This is a genomic window from Bradyrhizobium sp. WBOS07 (assembly GCF_024585165.1).
GTDB classification, from domain to species: Bacteria; Pseudomonadota; Alphaproteobacteria; order Rhizobiales; family Xanthobacteraceae; genus Bradyrhizobium; species Bradyrhizobium japonicum_B.
In genome coordinates this window covers 5,268,307-5,284,576 of sequence record NZ_CP029008.1, presented here as the reverse complement: position 1 = coordinate 5,284,576, position 16,270 = coordinate 5,268,307, and the positions used below count along the sequence as shown (strand labels likewise).

At 64.7% G+C, this 16,270-nt stretch carries 20 protein-coding genes; 9 read left to right on the top strand and 11 right to left on the bottom strand.

Features of this window, described 5'->3' with window-relative positions; genetic code table 11:
• Positions 1 to 6: 6 nt before the first annotated feature.
• The 8 genes from DCM79_RS25195 to DCM79_RS25160 are packed head-to-tail and all read right to left on the bottom strand — an operon-like array spanning position 7 to position 6,784.
• Positions 7 to 603, bottom strand: coding sequence for a DUF2478 domain-containing protein (locus tag DCM79_RS25195; protein ID WP_257176821.1), 597 nt, complete (start codon positions 601 to 603; stop codon positions 7 to 9).
• Positions 604 to 608: 5 nt separating this feature from the next.
• The gene (locus DCM79_RS25190) at positions 609 to 1,325 is read right to left on the bottom strand and encodes a NapC/NirT family cytochrome c (RefSeq protein ID WP_063831455.1); all 717 of its coding nucleotides are present in this window, start codon (positions 1,323 to 1,325) and stop codon (positions 609 to 611) included.
• A 7-nt stretch (positions 1,326 to 1,332) separates the two neighbouring features.
• Positions 1,333 to 1,800, bottom strand: a complete 468-nt coding sequence (locus DCM79_RS25185) for a nitrate reductase cytochrome c-type subunit (RefSeq protein ID WP_257176820.1) — start codon at positions 1,798 to 1,800, stop codon at positions 1,333 to 1,335.
• Positions 1,797 to 2,741, bottom strand: coding sequence for a quinol dehydrogenase ferredoxin subunit NapH (gene napH / locus DCM79_RS25180; protein WP_257176819.1), 945 nt, complete (start codon positions 2,739 to 2,741; stop codon positions 1,797 to 1,799). Before napH ends, DCM79_RS25185 begins: the two co-directional genes overlap by 4 nt.
• The gene (gene napG / locus DCM79_RS25175) at positions 2,738 to 3,502 is read right to left on the bottom strand and encodes a ferredoxin-type protein NapG (RefSeq protein ID WP_257176818.1); all 765 of its coding nucleotides are present in this window, start codon (positions 3,500 to 3,502) and stop codon (positions 2,738 to 2,740) included. Before napG ends, napH begins: the two co-directional genes overlap by 4 nt.
• Positions 3,503 to 3,520: 18 nt before the next feature.
• On the bottom strand, positions 3,521 to 6,070 hold the full coding sequence (gene napA / locus DCM79_RS25170; protein WP_257176817.1) for a nitrate reductase catalytic subunit NapA: 2,550 nt from the start codon (positions 6,068 to 6,070) through the stop codon (positions 3,521 to 3,523).
• Positions 6,071 to 6,096: 26 nt separating this feature from the next.
• Positions 6,097 to 6,432, bottom strand: coding sequence for a chaperone NapD (locus tag DCM79_RS25165; RefSeq protein WP_257176816.1), 336 nt, complete (start codon positions 6,430 to 6,432; stop codon positions 6,097 to 6,099).
• On the bottom strand, positions 6,425 to 6,784 hold the full coding sequence (locus DCM79_RS25160; RefSeq protein ID WP_257176815.1) for a 4Fe-4S dicluster domain-containing protein: 360 nt from the start codon (positions 6,782 to 6,784) through the stop codon (positions 6,425 to 6,427). Before DCM79_RS25160 ends, DCM79_RS25165 begins: the two co-directional genes overlap by 8 nt.
• 391 nt (positions 6,785 to 7,175) lie before the next feature.
• Here DCM79_RS25160 and DCM79_RS25155 point away from each other — a divergent pair, with 391 nt between their 5' ends.
• A complete protein-coding gene (locus tag DCM79_RS25155; RefSeq protein WP_257176814.1) occupies positions 7,176 to 8,291 on the top strand; it encodes an ATP-dependent RecD-like DNA helicase in 1,116 nt (371 codons plus the stop codon).
• Positions 8,292 to 8,488: 197 nt separating this feature from the next.
• On the top strand, positions 8,489 to 9,865 hold the full coding sequence (locus DCM79_RS25150; protein WP_257176813.1) for a twin-arginine translocation signal domain-containing protein: 1,377 nt from the start codon (positions 8,489 to 8,491) through the stop codon (positions 9,863 to 9,865).
• A gap of 23 nt (positions 9,866 to 9,888) precedes the next feature.
• On the opposite strand, the gene DCM79_RS25145 is transcribed toward DCM79_RS25150, so the two are convergent.
• Positions 9,889 to 11,571, bottom strand: coding sequence for a tetratricopeptide repeat protein (locus DCM79_RS25145; RefSeq protein ID WP_257176812.1), 1,683 nt, complete (start codon positions 11,569 to 11,571; stop codon positions 9,889 to 9,891).
• A 287-nt stretch (positions 11,572 to 11,858) separates the two neighbouring features.
• On the opposite strand from DCM79_RS25145, the gene msrA reads away from it, so the two are divergent.
• From msrA to DCM79_RS25125, 4 genes are all read left to right on the top strand, one after another.
• Positions 11,859 to 12,563, top strand: a complete 705-nt coding sequence (gene msrA / locus DCM79_RS25140) for a peptide-methionine (S)-S-oxide reductase MsrA (protein ID WP_257176811.1) — start codon at positions 11,859 to 11,861, stop codon at positions 12,561 to 12,563.
• 30 nt (positions 12,564 to 12,593) lie between these two features.
• Positions 12,594 to 13,013 (top strand): peptide-methionine (R)-S-oxide reductase MsrB, encoded by a 420-nt coding sequence (msrB, locus tag DCM79_RS25135; RefSeq protein ID WP_257176810.1) that lies wholly within the window; start codon positions 12,594 to 12,596, stop codon positions 13,011 to 13,013.
• Between the two features lie 108 nt (positions 13,014 to 13,121).
• Positions 13,122 to 13,286 carry a DUF3309 family protein gene (locus DCM79_RS25130; protein WP_257176809.1) on the top strand — a complete coding sequence of 55 codons (165 nt, stop codon included), beginning with the start codon at positions 13,122 to 13,124 and terminating at the stop codon, positions 13,284 to 13,286.
• Positions 13,287 to 13,500: 214 nt separating this feature from the next.
• A complete protein-coding gene (locus tag DCM79_RS25125; RefSeq protein WP_128964291.1) occupies positions 13,501 to 13,794 on the top strand; it encodes a hypothetical protein in 294 nt (97 codons plus the stop codon).
• Positions 13,795 to 13,917: 123 nt separating this feature from the next.
• On the opposite strand, the gene DCM79_RS25120 is transcribed toward DCM79_RS25125, so the two are convergent.
• Both DCM79_RS25120 and DCM79_RS25115 read right to left on the bottom strand, forming a co-directional pair.
• The gene (locus tag DCM79_RS25120; RefSeq protein ID WP_257176808.1) at positions 13,918 to 14,475 is read right to left on the bottom strand and encodes a DUF4112 domain-containing protein; all 558 of its coding nucleotides are present in this window, start codon (positions 14,473 to 14,475) and stop codon (positions 13,918 to 13,920) included.
• Positions 14,476 to 14,536: 61 nt separating this feature from the next.
• On the bottom strand, positions 14,537 to 14,962 hold the full coding sequence (locus DCM79_RS25115) for a DUF5413 family protein (protein WP_257176807.1): 426 nt from the start codon (positions 14,960 to 14,962) through the stop codon (positions 14,537 to 14,539).
• 143 nt (positions 14,963 to 15,105) lie between these two features.
• Between DCM79_RS25115 and DCM79_RS25110 the strand changes: the two genes are divergently transcribed.
• The 3 genes from DCM79_RS25110 to DCM79_RS25100 all read left to right on the top strand — a co-directional run bounded on the left by DCM79_RS25110 (position 15,106) and on the right by DCM79_RS25100 (position 16,148).
• Positions 15,106 to 15,345 (top strand): hypothetical protein, encoded by a 240-nt coding sequence (locus tag DCM79_RS25110; protein WP_257176806.1) that lies wholly within the window; start codon positions 15,106 to 15,108, stop codon positions 15,343 to 15,345.
• A gap of 37 nt (positions 15,346 to 15,382) precedes the next feature.
• Positions 15,383 to 15,613, top strand: a complete 231-nt coding sequence (locus DCM79_RS25105) for a hypothetical protein (RefSeq protein WP_257176805.1) — start codon at positions 15,383 to 15,385, stop codon at positions 15,611 to 15,613.
• Between the two features lie 247 nt (positions 15,614 to 15,860).
• Positions 15,861 to 16,148 (top strand): hypothetical protein, encoded by a 288-nt coding sequence (locus DCM79_RS25100; RefSeq protein ID WP_257176804.1) that lies wholly within the window; start codon positions 15,861 to 15,863, stop codon positions 16,146 to 16,148.
• Positions 16,149 to 16,270 lie beyond the last annotated feature (122 nt).

The following is a 16,270-nucleotide window of genomic DNA, read 5'->3' as shown; positions in this document are numbered from 1 at the left end:
GCGGCCTCAGATCAGGTGCAGATGCTCGGTGCCGACCCTGGGCTGGCCAAGCAGGACCGCAAGCGCCGCGATCGCATCCTGGTGCGGCTCCGGCGTTGCCGCGACCGTCCTGAAGTATTCGCCGCAGAAATCGGTCCAGGCCTCGAGGTTGCTGCGGGGAACGCCGATCACGAGGCTCTTGCCGGACTCGATGCAATGGGCAATCAGATCGCGCAGGCCGCCGCCTTCCGCCTCGGCCTTGCCGAACTTGTTGAGAAAGACGATCTCGGCGTCGGCGAGTTGGGCTTCGACCAATTGCGCCGCTTCGAGCAGGCGCGGCGTGGAGAGGCGGCAGGAGGTCGCGCCCGCGCCGAGATCCTCCGAGATCGAGATCGACCGGCCGGTGGCGAGCTCGTGCAGAACCATGTCGCAGCGTGTGCGACCCGGCCGGGGCACGTCCTCCTGGATCAGCCCGGCCAGGCTCTTGCCAGAGCGGCGAAGCTCGGCGACGAGACCTGTGAACCAACGGTTCACGGCGGGACCCGAGTCATAGACCAGGGCTACGCTGAGGGCGGCGGAAGGCCTTGCCGCGCTGTCCGCCGTATCGCGGGTTTGCTGAAGCATGTCCATCACCTCGCCGCCTTCGCCTTGGCGACGTCGGCATCCTGGAGGAAGTCGATCATCCGCTGCATGGGGCTGACCTCGTCGATATGGTCGAGCATGTCGCGATATCCTTCCTGCGCCTTGGGCGGCAGCTTATGCGCGATGCCCTGATGGCAATCGATGCAGGTCTTGCCTTGCGCGAACGCGGTCTGGTGCAGCTTGGAGGCGCGCGGCTCCTGCACTGCATATTCCATGTGGTCGAACTTGTGGCAGTTGCGGCACTCGCGCGAGTCGGTGGTCTTCATGGCGCGCCAGACGTTCTTGGCGAGGTCGATACGGTGCGCGTTGAACTTCTCAGGCGTGTCGATGGTGCCGAGGATCTTGTGCAGCACCTCGTTCGAGGCCTGGATCTTGCGGACCACCTTGTGTCCCCATTCCTTCGGCACGTGGCAATCCGGACAGCTGGCGCGGACACCGGTGCGGTTGGAATAGTGCACGGTGTTGCGGTACTCGAGATAGACGTTCTCCTTCATCTCGTGGCAGGAGATGCAGAACTGCTCGGTGTTCGTCATCTCCATCGCCCAATTGAAGCCGCCCCAGAACAGCACGCCGGCGCCGAATCCGACGACGACGATCAGTCCCCAGGCATAGCGCGCGGTCGGCGAGAAGAACCATCGCCATAGCCGCTTCAGGCGACCCGGCCGCTCGGCTGCCATGGCGGCAGAAGTGCTGGTGTCCTGCATGTCCCCCTCACTTCGCCTGTGTCGCGTTCTTGAAGATGTTGCCGACCAGCGGCTTCGCATCGGCCTGCGGCACGTGGCATTGCTGGCAGAAATAGCGCGTGCCGGCGACCTTATCGAGCCGCACGCCCTGGCGGTCGACGTAGTGCGTCTCGGAGATCTTCGGCGCGTTTATTCGCGTGTTGCCGGGCCAGTCGTGGCAGCCCATGCACGCGTTGTTCTCCGTGGTGATCTGGTAGCCGTCGACCTTGTGAGGAATCAGCGGCGGCTGCTGGCGATAGGCGCGCTCGAAGCCGCTTGCCGGCACCGATTGCTTGGTCACCTCGGGCGGTGGCGACATCTCGGTCAACGGCGCCTCGCGCAGCGCCTTGTGCTGCTTGGCCTCCTGCGCGAGCGGCCCCGACGCCGCGAACGGAATGACAAGCGCGACGGCCACGGCTGCCGCCGCGATCAACGGAATCAGTCGAACAAACGTCATGGGAGGTCCCTTTCAAGGACGGCCGGCTGGGAAGAGACGACGCGCGCCATTGGCGATGGCGCGGTCATGGAGGGGGCAGGACGCACCGCATTGCGGCCGCGCAAACCGAGATGGAAGACCTGCTTGGAGCAGACATCGATGCAGGCGCCGCAGACCGTGCAATCGCCCGCGGTGATGACAGGCGTGGCGCCGCTCCGCTCGCCCCTGAGCGCGGGGCTGATGACGTGCGGCTCCGGACAGACCGCGAAGCAGTCCATGCAGTCGTTGCAGGCGGCGCGGTTATCGGCGGTGACGCGCAGCAGCGCGACCCTGCCGATCTGGCCGTAGAACGCGCCGACCGGGCAGAGATGACCGCACCAGCCGTGCCTGGCGACCAGGAGGTCGAACACGAAGATCGCCGCGGTGCCGCCGGCACCGAACCAGAGGCCGAACACCAGCGCGCGATGCAGCGCCGTCACCGGGTTGATCAGCTCCCAGGCGATCGAGCCCGACAGCACTGATGCCGCGAGCACCGCGCCGACGAAATAGAGCCTGAGCTCCGGGCGGATCTTGGCGGTGAAGGTGATGTTGAGCCGCCGCCGCAGCCAGGCGGCGAGATCGGTCGCCGGATTGATCGGGCAGACCCACGAGCAATAGGTCCGGCCGCCGAACAGGAGATAGGCGGCAAGCACGATGACCGCGCCGATCAGCGACAGACCCTCGGGCCAATGGCGCGCCGCGAGCGACTGCAGCAGGACGAACGGATCGGTCAGCGGCAGCACGCCGAGCATCATGGACGAAGCCAGCGTACCCTTGGCGATCCAGACGCCCAGAAGCGGCCCCGACAGGAACAGCGCGAGGAAGAGCAGCTGGCTGGTCCGGCGCAGCACCAGAAACCGCGAGGCGGCCCACAGCCCCTTCTGCGCCCGCGCTTCGACATAGGGCCTTGTGTTGGCCGTCATGGCGCGCCTCCCTCGGGTCTGCGCACCGGCAGCTTGAGCGGCGCATCGACCAGGGCTCCGCCGGCCCTGGTCTTCTCTTCCCAGCCGCGCTTGTAATGCTCGTCCTGCTTCAGCGCTGCGACCTCGATCGGCAGCACCTTGATCGCGGACTCCGTCAGCACGCAGGACTTCTCGCACTTGCCGCAACCGGTGCAGTGCTCGGCGTGGACGACGGGCTCGAAGATCGCATGCTTGGTCGTGCGCGCATTGTGCGAGACTTCGAGCGTGATCGCCTTGTCGATGACCGGACAGACCCGATAGCAGACGTCGCAACGCAGCCCCTGCAGATTGAGGCAGGTCTCGCGGCTGGTGATCACCGCGACGCCCATCTTGGCCTTGGCGATGTCCGTCAGCGCATGTTGGAGGGCGCCGGTCGGGCAGGCCTTGACGCAGGGGATGGTGTCGCACATTTCGCAAGGAATATTGCGCGCCTGGAAGAACGGCGTGCCCAAGGCGGGGCCGTCGGCCCAGTCCGCAAGCTTGAGGGTGTCGTAGGGGCAGTCGCGGACGCATAGGCCGCAACGGACGCAGGCCGCCAGGAAATCCTTCTCGGGCAACGCTCCCGGAGGCCGCAGCGCCTGTGCGGGCTTGGCCCGCGAGGACACCCCGAACGCCGTCAGCATCGTCGCGGCGACGGCTGCGCCGCCGCCGAAACGCGTCATATCCTGCAGCGCCTTGCGGCGGCGCGGATCGCGCGGAATGCCTGAGCTGGAATCCGACATGGCTCGTCCATCGAGGGTTTAGGCCGACGTCACGCGGCAGGCGCACTTTTTGAAGTCGGTCTCCTTCGAGATCGGACAGGTCGCATCGAGCGTGAGCTGGTTGGCGAGCTGGCTTTCGTCGAAGAACGGGAAGTAGACGAGGCCGCGCGGCGGCTTGTTGCGGCCCTTGGTCTCGACCCGCGTCACCACCTCGCCGCGGCGCGTCTGGATCTTCACCGGCTGTCCGCGCAGCAGCTTGCGCTCGGCGGCGTCATCGGGATGCATGAACAATGTCGCGGCCGGCACCGCGCGGTGCAGCTCCGGCACGCGGCGCGTCATCGAGCCGGAATGCCAGTGCTCCAGCACGCGGCCTGTGCACAGCCACAGATCGAACTCCTTGTCTGGCGTTTCGGCCGCCGGCTCGAACGGACAGAAGATGATGCGCGCCTTCTTGTCCGGCTTGCCGTAGAACGACACGCCTTCGCCCGGCTTGACGTAGGGATCGTAGCCCTCGCGGAAGCGCCAGAGCGTCTCCTTGTTGTTGACGACCGGCCAGCGCAGGCCGCGCGCCTGGTGATACTGCTCGAAGTCCGCCAGATCGTGGCCATGGCCGCGACCGAACTTGGCATACTCCTCGAACAGACCCTTCTGCACATAGAAGCCGAACGCCGCGCTCTCGGAATTCTCAAAGCCCTTCTGACATTCGGTGATCGGGAACTTGTTGACCTCGCCGTTGCCGTAGAGCACGTCGAACAGGGTCTTGCCGCGAACCTCCGGCTTCTTGGCAATCAGGTCTTCCGGCCAGACCTCCTCGATCTTGAAGTATTTCGAGAACTCCATCATCTGCCAGAGATCGGAACGCGCCTCGCCCGGCGCCTTCACCTGCTGACGCCAGAACTGCGTACGCCGCTCGGCATTGCCATAGGCGCCTTCCTTCTCCATCCACATCGCCGTCGGCAGGATGAGGTCCGCGGCCAAGGTGGTCACGGTCGGATAGGGATCGGAGACGACGACGAAGGCGGCCGGATTGCGATAACCGGGATAGCCCTCCTCGTTCATGTTCGGGGCCGTCTGCATGTTGTTGTTGCACTGGACCCAATAGGCGTTCAGCTTGCCGTCCTTCAGCATCCGGTTCTGCAGCACGGCGTGGTAGCCGATGTTGGCGGGGATGGTGCCTTCCGGCACCTGCCACAGCTTCTCGGTCGCTTCGCGATGCTTCGGATTGGTGACGACCATGTCGGCCGGCAGGCGGTGCGAGAATGTGCCGACCTCGCGGGCGGTGCCGCAGGCCGAGGGCTGGCCGGTCAGCGAGAACGGGCCGTTGCCCGGCTCGGAGATCTTGCCCGTCAAGAGGTGCACGTTGTAGATCATGTTGTTGACCCACGTGCCGCGCGCGTGCTGGTTGAAGCCCATCGTCCAGTAGGAGATGATCTTCTTCTTGGGATCGGCATAGAGCTTGGCGAGACGCTCGAGATTCTCCTTCGGCACGCCCGAGGCCTTGTGGGCATAGTCGAGCGTGTAGGGCTCGAGCAGCTTCTTGTATTCCTCGAAGCCGATCTTGTCCTTGAAGCCGGCCGGATCGAGCGCGCCGTCCTTGCCGGCCTTGTGCGAGGCGTTGACCGCCTTCACCTCGAGCGCGTGGGTCGGGCGCAGGCCGTAGCCGATGTCGGTCACGGTCGATGCGAACTCGACGTGCTTCTCGACGAAATCCTTGTTCATCGCCCCGGAATTGACGATGTAGTTCTGGATGTAGTTCAGGATCGCCATGTCGCTCTGCGGCGTGAACACCAGCGGATTGTCGGCGAGCTCGAACGAGCGGTGCTCGAAGGTCGAAAGCACGTGCACCTCGCAACCCTCATGCGTCAGCCGGCGATCGGTGATGCGCGACCACAGGATCGGGTGCATCTCCGCCATGTTCGAGCCCCAGAGCACGAAGGCGTCGGTCTGCTCGATATCGTCGTAGCAGCCCATCGGCTCGTCGATGCCGAAGGTGCGCATGAAGCCCGCGACCGCCGATGCCATGCAGTGACGCGCGTTCGGATCGAGATTGTTGGTGCGGAAGCCGGCCTTGTAGAGCTTGGCGGCGGCGTAGCCTTCCCAGATGGTCCATTGGCCCGACCCGAACATGCCGACGGTCGACGGACCACCCGCCTTCAGCGCCGCCTTCCATTTCTCGGCCATGAGCTTGAAGGCATCGTCCCAGGAGATCGGCGCGAACTCGCCGTTCTTGTCGAACTTGCCGTTTTTCATGCGCAGCATCGGCTGGGTCAGCCGGTCCTCGCCGTACATGATCTTGGACAGAAAGTAGCCCTTGATGCAGTTGAGGCCGCGATTGACCGGCGCATCGGGATCGCCCTGAGTCGCCACGACCTTGCCGTTCTTGGTGCCGACGATCACACCGCAGCCGGTGCCGCAGAAGCGGCACACGCCCTTGTCCCAGCGGATGCCGTCGGTCTTGCCAGGCTGCGCGCTCGCCGTTTGCGGCAGCGTCACGCCGATGGTCGAGGCCGCAGCAACCGCTGCCGCCGCCTTCAGCGCATCGCGGCGCGTCGCACTGGCTTCGTTCCCGTTCGTCAATTTCGTAACCATCGTCGGTCTCTCCGGCTCAACGAATCTCAAATTGCGGAAGCGCGCACATGCGCGCCGGAATTCTGGCAGGCGCCGCCGCAGCACGAAGCTGCTTCGGTCCCGACGGCGCTCTCGTCGTCAGGCGTGTCGAATGCGTGAAAGATCAGCGAGGCGCTGACCACGCCGGGCAGGCGATGCATGGCGGCGATCTGGTCGATCGCCAGCGAGGCCGGCGTATCGATGACGGTCAGCGCGAGCCTGTTGTCGCCGGAGGCGGCTTCCAGCTCGACGCCGGGCAGAGCCAAGATCCGGTCGGTCAGGTCGCGCTCCGCATCCGGTGCCAGATAGACGGCAACGCCGCAGATGTTGGTGGCTTCAGCCATTGTGCACGACCAGGTTTGCAAGTTCGGATACGAGCGAGATGCGATCCCGCGGCGCGAGTGCGATGGCTTCGACCGGGCAGACCGGGACGCAATCGCCGCAGCCGGTGCAGGCCGCAGCATCGATCACGGCGCCCAGCTTCTCGCGCCCGAGGATGCGGATGGCGGAATGCTCACAAGCCTCGACGCAACGGCGACAGACCACGCCATGCCGTTCGACGCAGGCGTTCACGCTGGAGACGGTCGCCACCTGTTCGGGACGCGTCTCGTCCAGGCGCGGCGCATGCGCGTCGCGGCCGGATGCGAAAGGCAGAACGGCAGAGAATAGTGAGCGTCGTGACATTGGTCTCGGCATGTCCGAATCCCTACGGGCAGACCCGTGTTCAGGAATTGTCCAGGAGAATGCGCCCCATCGGGCACACCTCGGTCGACGCCGTTGTCACCGCTGCGGACCATAGGTTCCGGCGGTCCAGATCGCATTGCGCTAGATCAAGGCCGCTGCCTCATGACGCGCAACGACCGATTAACCCGCGCGTCCATCGCGGCGTGAAATTGCGGCGATCGGTCAAGGCGTTTACCCCGCCTTCATGGTTGAGCCGACGAGGCCGGCTGACGCGCGCGCAAGGGCACGACCAGAAGTCGTTGCCGGCCTCGATCTGGTTGCCGCATCCGGCTTGAAAGGGCGGGTCGAATGGTTACGTTGGAGAGCGGCGAATCGCCGCGCGTCGCCCTTTCTCAAGACAGCAATGCCAACTTTCACCCCGCATCAGGATGCCGCGCTCAAAGCCGTCGGCGACTGGCTCAAAGCAAAACCCGGCCGTAGCGGCACCCCGCAGGTATTCCGCCTGTTCGGCTTCGCTGGGACCGGCAAGACGACGCTGGCCCGGCACATCGCCGACGGCGTCGACGGCGATGTGAAATTCGCCGCGTTCACCGGCAAGGCCGCCCTCGTCATGCGCAACAAGGGTTGCGACGACGCCTCCACCATCCACTCGCTGATCTACCGCGCCCGCGAATCTGGCGAAGAGCAGCCGAGCTTCGAATTGTGGGACGACGCGCCCGCCTCGAAGGCGAAGCTGATCGTGATCGACGAATGCTCGATGGTCGACGCAGAATTGGGGCGCGACCTGATGTCGTTCGATTGCCCGCTGCTGGTGCTGGGCGATCCCGCGCAGCTGCCGCCGATCCAGGGCGGCGGCTTTTTCACCAATTCAGAGCCGGACGCGATGCTGACCGAGGTGCACCGCCAGGCCCAGGACGATCCGATCGTGCGGATGTCGATGGACGTCCGCGAAGGCCGCGAGCTCGACATCGGCCGCTATGGCGAGAGCGAGGTGGTCTCGCGCAAGGAGCTGGACCCCGACAGGGTCATGGGCGCCGATCAGGTGCTGGTCGGCCGCAACAACACCCGCCGCGCGTACAACATGCGAGTGCGTCAGCGCCAGAACATCGAGGACGTCTTTCCAGTCGCCGGCGACAAGCTGGTATGCTTGCGCAACAACCGCAAGAAGGGCCTGTTCAACGGCGGCCTGTGGCGGGTGAAGTCGCGCAACACCTCGCGCTCGAAGTCCCGCATTCTCAGCATGCGGTTGTCGCCGGACGAGGATTTCGGCCACAAGGTGACGAAGGTCTCGGTGCGCGCCGATTGCTTCGAGGGCGGCGTCGAGCAGATCGCCTGGGAGCAGCGCAAGCCCTATGACGAGTTCGACTACGGCTATGTGCTCACCGTGCACAAGTCGCAGGGCTCGCAATGGGACGACGTCGTGCTGTTCGACGAGAGCTTTGCTTTTCAGGAGAGCCGCGCCAGGTGGCTGTACACCGGAATCACGCGGGCGGCGAAAAGATTGAGTATCGTGGTGTAAGGCTGCCGTAGGGTGGGCCAAGGCGCAAAGCGCCGTGCCCACCGTCTCTCTCCGCAACAAGAGTTCGTGGGCACGCTTCGCTTTCTCACCCTACGGCACCGAGCGCCATGATGTGATGCCGTTGTCCGGACCGCTCCGGCGCATTCACCAAGCGCTAGGCATTGCGATGTATGACTGCCGTCGGCAGGAGGACTCGCATGGCTGAACGCAGACCCGATTACCTCGATACGCGTGATGATACCTCTAGCGCGAGTCGTCGCGGGTTTCTGAAGTCGGCGGGCATTGCGGCCGGCACGCTCGCCGCATCGATCGCCGCGCCGGGACTTGCGCATTCCGCTCCGCTGCGTGACGTGCCTGCGCGACAGGACAGGCCGGTGCGAGTCTCGAAGCAACGCCTCAACGCGCTGGCGGCGCAATTCTATGCCGTGTTCAACGAGCACGACGTCCTGCCCAAGGATTTCTCCGGGAAGCACGAAGCGCGCTACGACGTCGAGCTGCGGCGCATCACCACCGTGACGCGCGTGCCCGAGACGGGAGAGCGCGTGAAGGTGTCTGCGCTCGTTGCGGTCCCTGCCGGCGTGCACGGGGCATTGCCCGTGTTGTCCTGGCAACATGGCACGATCCTGTCGTTCGATCAGGTTCCTTCGAACCTGCTGCGACTTGCCGACGAAGGCTACCAGCTTCGCGACAACGTCGATTCGCTGGAGACGCTGTTCAACATCCAGCGCTTCGCCGGTAACGGCTATGCCGTCATCGCCGCCGACTACATCGGCAAAGGCCCTCTTCGCAACGGCCGCGGCGAGGCCTATGCGGTGAAAGGCGCCACGGTGCAATGCTGCCTCGACGTGCTCGATGCCGGCCTCATCGAGTTGAAGAGGCTCGGCCTCCGCCAATCCGCGCTGTTTCTGAACGGCTGGTCGCAAGGCGCGCTGAACACGCAATGGCTCAAGCAGGAGATGCAACGCCGCGGCATGAAGGTGACGGCAAGTGCGACCCAGAGCCCGTTCAACAATCTCGCCGAGAGCTTCCACTACTGGGTCAACCCGACGTCCTATATTCCGTCCGCAGAGACGTCCTACCCGATGCCGCCGGCCTGGATCACGCCCTGCCTGGTGGTGCTGCTCGGAAGCTATCGCCAGTATTATGGGCTGAGCGATCTGTTCAAGACCGCCATCAAGCCGCAACACCAGGCGTTCGCGGAGAAATACTGGGCCGACTACAGCCTTGCAGGCGACACGGCCAAGGCCGTGCCGCCGGCTGCAGATTTCCTGGTGGAGGGGTTTTTCGACCGCTTCACCCATGACACCAACAGCAGGTTGCTGCGCCAGCTCGGTCGCAACGGCGCGACTTTCTGGGACTACGATTCCCCGATCCGGTTTTATTACGGATTGGCCGACGAGGCGCTGCATCCGCGACTGGTCAAGCCCGCGATTGCCGCGGGTGGGCGTTTCGCGGCCGGCGTACCGGTGGCCGGCGCAAGCCATCGCGTCACGTTTCTGGCAAGTCTCTATGGCGACGGCACCGTCCTGAACGGGCAATCGACCGCATTCGACTGGTTCAATTCGCTGATGTGAAAGCGGCGCCGCGACGCCGGCTCTCACTTGCCCGCGACGAAGTAAAAATCCTCCCGTCCTGGCGGCGAGCCGTAGGTGAACGGCTGCTGCCCGTGCTTGGTCGCGGCCCAGACATCGTCGCGGATAATGTCAAACAGTTTCCTGATCTCGACGCGAGGCTGCTTGATCTCGCGGGCCAGCGCGGTCGCAAACGGGCTGTTGGCGCTGCCGTCGCCATCCAGCGCGGTCTCGCCGTGCTTGGCGGCGTAAACCACCATGAAGCCGGCACCGGGCTCGATATTGGAAAAGCCCTTGTCGACCAGCTTCAGCGACAATGTGCGCTGCATGGCCGGCGCGAACGGATTGTCGCGGCAGGCATCGAGCACCACGAGACGCATTTTCCGCGCGGCACCGACCGCCGCGATCACCTGCTCGAGGGCGACCGCCTGCGTCTCGGCGTCCTTGTCGGCGGCCAGCTTGGCGTCGACGGGAACGAGATAGTTCACCCCGCCGATCTCGAAGCCGTGGCCGGCGTAATAGACCACGGCCCAGTCGGCCTTCTCCGCCTCGTTGGCGAAGGCCTGCAACGCCTCGAAGAACTTGTCGCGGGTGAGGTCGCTGACCGAGATCACGGTCTGGAAGCCGACCTCGCGCAGCACGCTTGCGATCAGCTTGGAATCGCGCGGCGGATTGGGCAAGGCATGGACGTTCTTGTAGGCACCGTTGCCGATCACCAGCGCCACGCGGCGGCCGGTCGCCGCGGCCGGCGCCTGCAGCGTCAGCGCGGCGAGCCGCTCCTGCGCGATGGCGCGGGCGCGGGCGACGTCGGGCTCGTCGAACTTCGTCAGCGAATAGGCGGCGGCGCGGTAATCAGCGCGCGCCTGCGCGAGATCCTTCTTCCGCTCGTAGATCTGGCCGCGGCCGGAATGCGCGCGGATATTGTTGGGGTTGATCTGGATTGCCATGTTGTAATCCTTCAGCGCGGCATCGAGATCGCCCTTCATCATGCTGACATCGGCGCGGTTGTTGATCGCGTACACGTTTTTCGGCTGCCGCTCGATCAGGCCATTGCAGTCGGCGAAGGCCTGGTTGAACCTGCCCATCATGCCATAGGTGATGCAGCGGTTGCTTGCGATCTGCGGCGCGGACGGGTCGATCTTCTCGGCCTCCGCGAAATCGGCGAGCGCGCCGTCGAAATCCTTCAGCAGCGTGCGCGCGCGGGCGCGATTGGTCCAGGCCAGCAGGAATTTCGGCGTGTACTTGATCGACAGGGTGAAATCGTCGATCGCGCTTTGCAGCGCGCCGCGGCGGGCGTGAATGACGCCCCGGTTGTTGTAAGGCACGCCATAGGCCGGTCGCTTCTGGAGCGCGAGGTTGTAGTCCGCCATAGCGAGGTCGTCCTGGCCCTTGCGCTCATAGGCGAGGCCGCGCAGGTTGAGGGCAACGACGTAGTCGGGATCGAGATCGATCGCGATCGACAGGGTCTCGATCGCGCGGTCGTAATCGCGCTTGTTGATCAGCGTGTTGCCGCGCACGGAGAGCGCGATCGCCTTGTCCTTGCCGCCGAGCCGGTCGGCCTTCAGCAGATTGTCGCAGGCGCTCGCGCGGGCCTGGGCCTCGGCCTGGCGGTCACGGCAGATGGCGAGCTCGTCGGCTTGCGGATCGGCCGCCGCGTTCGACACGCCGGCGGCCAGGATGACGAGGGTCAGGGAAAAGACGCGCCACATGTTGTCAGGCCTGCTCCAGCTCGCGCTTTGGGTTGTCGTTTACGCATGATTTTTGGGAGAACCGCTGCGCACTTTTCCGGAACATGCTTTAGCGCGGAGTTCCCGATCCCGCCAAGGCGGGCGCTCGCCCGGCCCTCCCGTGCGGCTCATTTCACGGACTCGTGTCCGTCCCGTCGTAACAATCGGCGGCGGTGTCCGTACCTCGGATGATGCGGAAAGGCCGCCGGACAATTGTTCGTTCGGTCCCCATCGTCCTAGACTGTCAGACCTTCCGAAGAGGAGCCGCCATGCGCCGACCTGCCATCGCTTCCCTGCTCGCCGCAACTGCCGCCCTGACGCTGGCCTTTGCCATGCCGTCCCGGGCAGCAGAGGATGCGGTCGTGATCCCGGCCCCCGCCATGGATACGGCGCCCGCGAGCGGGATCCAGACCGCCGTTGTCGCCGGCGGCTGCTTCTGGGGGGTCCAGGGCGTCTTCCAGCACACCGCCGGCGTCGTCAACGCGGTCTCCGGCTATGCCGGCGGCACCAAGGCGACAGCCGACTACCAGGCCGTCTCGAGCGGCCGGACCAGCCACGCCGAGTCCGTCGAGATCAAGTACGATCCGAAGAAGATCTCCTACGGCAAGATCCTCCAGATCTTCTTCTCGGTGGTGCACGACCCGACCCAGCTCAACCGCCAGGGCCCTGACGTTGGCCCGCAATATCGCTCGGCGATCTTCACCACCTCGGAGGAGCAGAAGAAGGTGGCGGAGGCCTATATCGCCCAGCTCAACAGCGCCAAGGTGTTCAGGAAGCCGATCGTGACCAAGATCGGCGCGCTGGAGGCGTTCTACCCGGCGGAGGCCTACCACCAGGACTATCTGACCCTGCACCCCAACCAGCCCTATATCGCCTATAACGACCTGCCCAAGGTCGAGAACCTGAAAAAGCTGTTTGCGGATAACTACATTGAAAAGCCGACGCTGGTGAGTGCCAGCAAGGCCACCAACTGATCGCAACATCGTCTCAAGAACGGGAGAGCCATGCCCGACACCAGAACGAAGACCACCGACGACAAGGTCATCAAGAGCGAAGAGCAGTGGCGGCGCGAATTGTCGCCGATGCAGTATGCGGTGCTGCGCGAGAAGGCGACCGAGCGTCCCTTCTCGGGCGAATATGAGCACGACCACCGCGCCGGCACTTACGTCTGCGCCGGCTGCGGCAACGTGCTGTTCGAGTCGGACGCCAAGTTCGATTCTGGCTGCGGCTGGCCGAGCTTCACCCAGCCCGCGGTCGAGAGCCATATCGACGAGGAGCGGGACGTCAGCCACGGCATGATCCGCACCGAGGTGCTCTGCTCGAAATGCAGCGGCCATCTCGGCCACGTCTTCCCCGACGGCCCCGGGCCGACCGGCTTGCGCTATTGCATCAACTCGGCGGCGCTGAAGCTGGAGCCCAAATAATCGGCCTGCGCGCCCGGGTTCCTTCATGGAACCCGACCGCACGATGTGCTTTTCTTCTCTGGCGGTGCGGCCGATCATCGCATTTTGGCGGCCGCCAGGGAGGAAGCCATGTCACTCGGGACCGTTCTGATCATCCTGGTGATCATTTATCTGCTCGGGGGGCTGTCCGGCCGCCTGGGCGGTTACGGCTACGGCCTCGGCCATTCCGGCATGGGGATCGGCGGCGTCGTGCTGGTGGTGCTGGTCGTCCTGCTGCTTCTCGGCAAGCTGTAAGCCATTTAAGACATTGTATTTATTAGCTTTATTCCGGCTGCGGACCTGCCATGCGCGGATTCATCATCTCCTATCGCAGGGGTCGCATTTTTGTCAGATCGGCTTATATTAGGGGACGAAAATGGCATGTGCGGCGGGCTTGCTCGATTGCGGCCCCTGCCCTCCCAAACCCCACGCGCTTAAAGCCCCAGAGAAGATCACGAGGTCTTTGACCATGCGTCCATTGCGTCCGTTCAACTTCAACACCTCCGCCGAACTCTTCCCCGCCGCGATCCGCAAGAAGAAGCGTGCGGGCTTCACCTATCGCCGCTTCGGCACCGCGGCCGAAGCCGTGCAGTTCGCGATGGAGCAGTTGCCGACGGATTCGCTGAACGGCGCCTATCTCCAGGTCGAGGAAGCGCGCTTCGACCAGAACGGCATTCGCTCGCTCTATGAGAGCGAGGCCTTCCCGCTGCCCCGCCGCCCCAAGCCGGCGCCGGCCGCCGAGGCCGACGCCGACGCGGCGTAAGCTTTCGCTGAGCCTTACGATCTGCGCGAAAAGCGCGATGACCTGGAGGTCGTCGCGCTTTTTGCGTTTTGGGCTCTGTCCCTCACTGCCTCGCTTGCGGGGAGGCGAAGGAAAAGGTTCGCCTTACATCCGCGGCTGCTTGTCGAGCCAGCGGCGGAGCAGGCGCACATTGCGCATGTTGGCGCGGAACATGACGTCGAAAGCGTCGCCCGCGAACGGCACCAGGCCGACAACGCCATCGAGCGCGACATTGCCGAGCATGCGCGCGGTGATGTGCCAGGGCGCGCCCAACGCGCGGGCCTCGCGCACCAGCCACAGCGAGATCGCAGTGGTGATGATGTCGCCGACCACGGGAATCAGACCGATCAGCCCGTCGATGCCGTAGCGGATGTTGGTGCCGGGCAGGATGAAGGCGATGTCGAGCAGCTTTGCGATCGCCTCCAGCCGCGCGATCCGCTGCTCGCGCGTCAGATTGCCGAACGGGCTCCCCGAGAACGGATTATCCTTGCCAAACTCGACACGGAACTCGCGAAATCCCTGCTCCAGCGTTTCGGGGCGGATTTCCCGGCCGTCCTGGTCGATGATCGGCCCGCGCCCCTCTGGGCCCGAAAAGGGCGCGCGCGGACCGCTCCCCGAACGGGGCCTGCGCGGCGCGAGAATATCGTCGTCGGACATGGTCATGGTCTCGAAGGAACGCGCCGGCGCGGCGGAAGTTGCTGCGCCGCGCCCGAACGTCGCGCACTCAGGTCGGCGCCGCCACAGCCTGCGGCTCCTTGACGTATCTATGCACGAGCCAGGACGAAATCGCCGCCGGCACGAAGCCGACGAGGCCGTACAGGATGAACTGCACCGCGCCGGAATCCGGCCCGCGCGAGCTGTAGGTCAGCGAGGCCAGCACGAAGGCGAACAGGCCGACCAGCAGCATGCGCAAGACCGGGCCGATCCGCCTGATGTGGACCAGGATGTCGTCCACCGCGCCGATCATCAGCGAGGGCAGCAGGCCGAACAGATAGCTGTATTGCAGGGTCTTGAAGAACACCGCGAACAGCTTGCCGACCTCGCCGAGACTGGTCTGGGTCCAATAGCCGGACTGATAGGTCGTCGTCAGCAGCAGCAGAAACCCGCCGACGAACGGGCCAACCAGCGCAAACACCAGATAGCGTTTCATCAAACACCCTCACACTTCCCGGGCGATTATAGCAGTGCCGCGGGAACCTTGAACAGCGGGGCGCAGGCCTCATCGGGGGAACAAGTGGCAGGGCGACGAGTTCAGACAGGACCTGAATTTGACCCTGACAGATTGGAGTGCCGATGGCCCGCAAAGTTCTCCTGGCGACGATCGCGCTGGCAGCGTTGAACCTGTCCGACGGGCCCGCTTTCGCTCAAGGTCATATGGGTACGCCCCAGGAGCAGAAGGCCTGCTCGCGCGACGCCTCCCGCTTCTGCCGCAAGGATCTCGGCAACGACATGGCGGTCCAAGGCTGCCTGCAAGCCAACCGGGCCAAGCTGTCGAAGTCGTGCAGCAAGGTGTTTCAGAGCCACGGCATGTGAGGACGAACACCATCCCCAGCGAATGGAGAGTGAAGCCATGTTGCACGACGAAGAACTCTCAATCCTGCGGGACATCAGCCAGTCCGTTGCCTTCGCCGACGACCGGCAAGGCAAGATGGGGCAATTGATCGCCGACGGCTACGTGATGAAGGACGGTGACCTGTTCGAGCTCACCGCCAAAGGCGTCACCGCCGTCGAGGAACACGCCGCCGCGCTCGGCGCGAGCGACGTGGAACAAGCGAGCGCATCCTCCGATCGGCTGATCTGATCGCGCGCGACGTGACTCGCGTGCAACAATTGCGAATTCCTTTGCGCTGACCATTGCAGGCTGGTGGCAATGGCGCATACTTCGCTCGGGCGGCGCAGCACTTTTCGATTCGAGCAATCAAGAAATCGAGCGACCACATGCGGGAGCGAGCTCCCGGCGTGAAGGCTGTGACATGCGGCAAATCAAGTCGCGTGCGGCGCCCCAAAACCAAGTGGCTCAAGCCTAAGGATTCGGGGATCCATTCTGCATGACACGCAATCAGACCATCGCTTCGCTGTTTAAGACCACCGCTTCGCTGTTGGCCGTCGCAACCGCCGCCATCGCGCTCCAGACCTCGCCCAGCCTCGCCTTCTCGTCCGAAGCGCAGCAGCTGTGCACGGGCGATGCGATGCGGCTGTGCTCCAGTGAAATCCCGGACATCCCGCGGGTCAGGGCCTGCATGGTGCGGAACAAGGCGCAGGTCAGCTCCGGCTGCCGCGCCGTGATGGACCGCGAGGCGGTCGCCTCGCGCAAACGGGAAGCGGCGGCGCAGTAGCTGCACTCGTCATTCCGGGGCGACGCGTCAGCGTCGAGCCCGGAATCCATCGTGCTGCGCGGCATGCTGGGAAATGGATTCCGGGTTCGCGCTGCGCGCGCCCCGGAATGACGGAAGAGGGA

Coding starts and splice junctions, on each gene's coding strand:
- DCM79_RS25195 (WP_257176821.1), bottom strand. CDS start 603: ATGCTTCAGCAAACCCGCGATACGGCGGACAGCGCGGCAAGGCCTTCC.
- DCM79_RS25190 (WP_063831455.1), bottom strand. CDS start 1,325: ATGCAGGACACCAGCACTTCTGCCGCCATGGCAGCCGAGCGGCCGGGT.
- DCM79_RS25185 (WP_257176820.1), bottom strand. CDS start 1,800: ATGACGTTTGTTCGACTGATTCCGTTGATCGCGGCGGCAGCCGTGGCC.
- napH (WP_257176819.1), bottom strand. CDS start 2,741: ATGACGGCCAACACAAGGCCCTATGTCGAAGCGCGGGCGCAGAAGGGG.
- napG (WP_257176818.1), bottom strand. CDS start 3,502: ATGTCGGATTCCAGCTCAGGCATTCCGCGCGATCCGCGCCGCCGCAAG.
- napA (WP_257176817.1), bottom strand. CDS start 6,070: ATGGTTACGAAATTGACGAACGGGAACGAAGCCAGTGCGACGCGCCGC.
- DCM79_RS25165 (WP_257176816.1), bottom strand. CDS start 6,432: ATGGCTGAAGCCACCAACATCTGCGGCGTTGCCGTCTATCTGGCACCG.
- DCM79_RS25160 (WP_257176815.1), bottom strand. CDS start 6,784: ATGCCGAGACCAATGTCACGACGCTCACTATTCTCTGCCGTTCTGCCT.
- DCM79_RS25155 (WP_257176814.1), top strand. CDS start 7,176: ATGCCAACTTTCACCCCGCATCAGGATGCCGCGCTCAAAGCCGTCGGC.
- DCM79_RS25150 (WP_257176813.1), top strand. CDS start 8,489: ATGGCTGAACGCAGACCCGATTACCTCGATACGCGTGATGATACCTCT.
- DCM79_RS25145 (WP_257176812.1), bottom strand. CDS start 11,571: ATGTGGCGCGTCTTTTCCCTGACCCTCGTCATCCTGGCCGCCGGCGTG.
- msrA (WP_257176811.1), top strand. CDS start 11,859: ATGCGCCGACCTGCCATCGCTTCCCTGCTCGCCGCAACTGCCGCCCTG.
- msrB (WP_257176810.1), top strand. CDS start 12,594: ATGCCCGACACCAGAACGAAGACCACCGACGACAAGGTCATCAAGAGC.
- DCM79_RS25130 (WP_257176809.1), top strand. CDS start 13,122: ATGTCACTCGGGACCGTTCTGATCATCCTGGTGATCATTTATCTGCTC.
- DCM79_RS25125 (WP_128964291.1), top strand. CDS start 13,501: ATGCGTCCATTGCGTCCGTTCAACTTCAACACCTCCGCCGAACTCTTC.
- DCM79_RS25120 (WP_257176808.1), bottom strand. CDS start 14,475: ATGACCATGTCCGACGACGATATTCTCGCGCCGCGCAGGCCCCGTTCG.
- DCM79_RS25115 (WP_257176807.1), bottom strand. CDS start 14,962: ATGAAACGCTATCTGGTGTTTGCGCTGGTTGGCCCGTTCGTCGGCGGG.
- DCM79_RS25110 (WP_257176806.1), top strand. CDS start 15,106: ATGGCCCGCAAAGTTCTCCTGGCGACGATCGCGCTGGCAGCGTTGAAC.
- DCM79_RS25105 (WP_257176805.1), top strand. CDS start 15,383: ATGTTGCACGACGAAGAACTCTCAATCCTGCGGGACATCAGCCAGTCC.
- DCM79_RS25100 (WP_257176804.1), top strand. CDS start 15,861: ATGACACGCAATCAGACCATCGCTTCGCTGTTTAAGACCACCGCTTCG.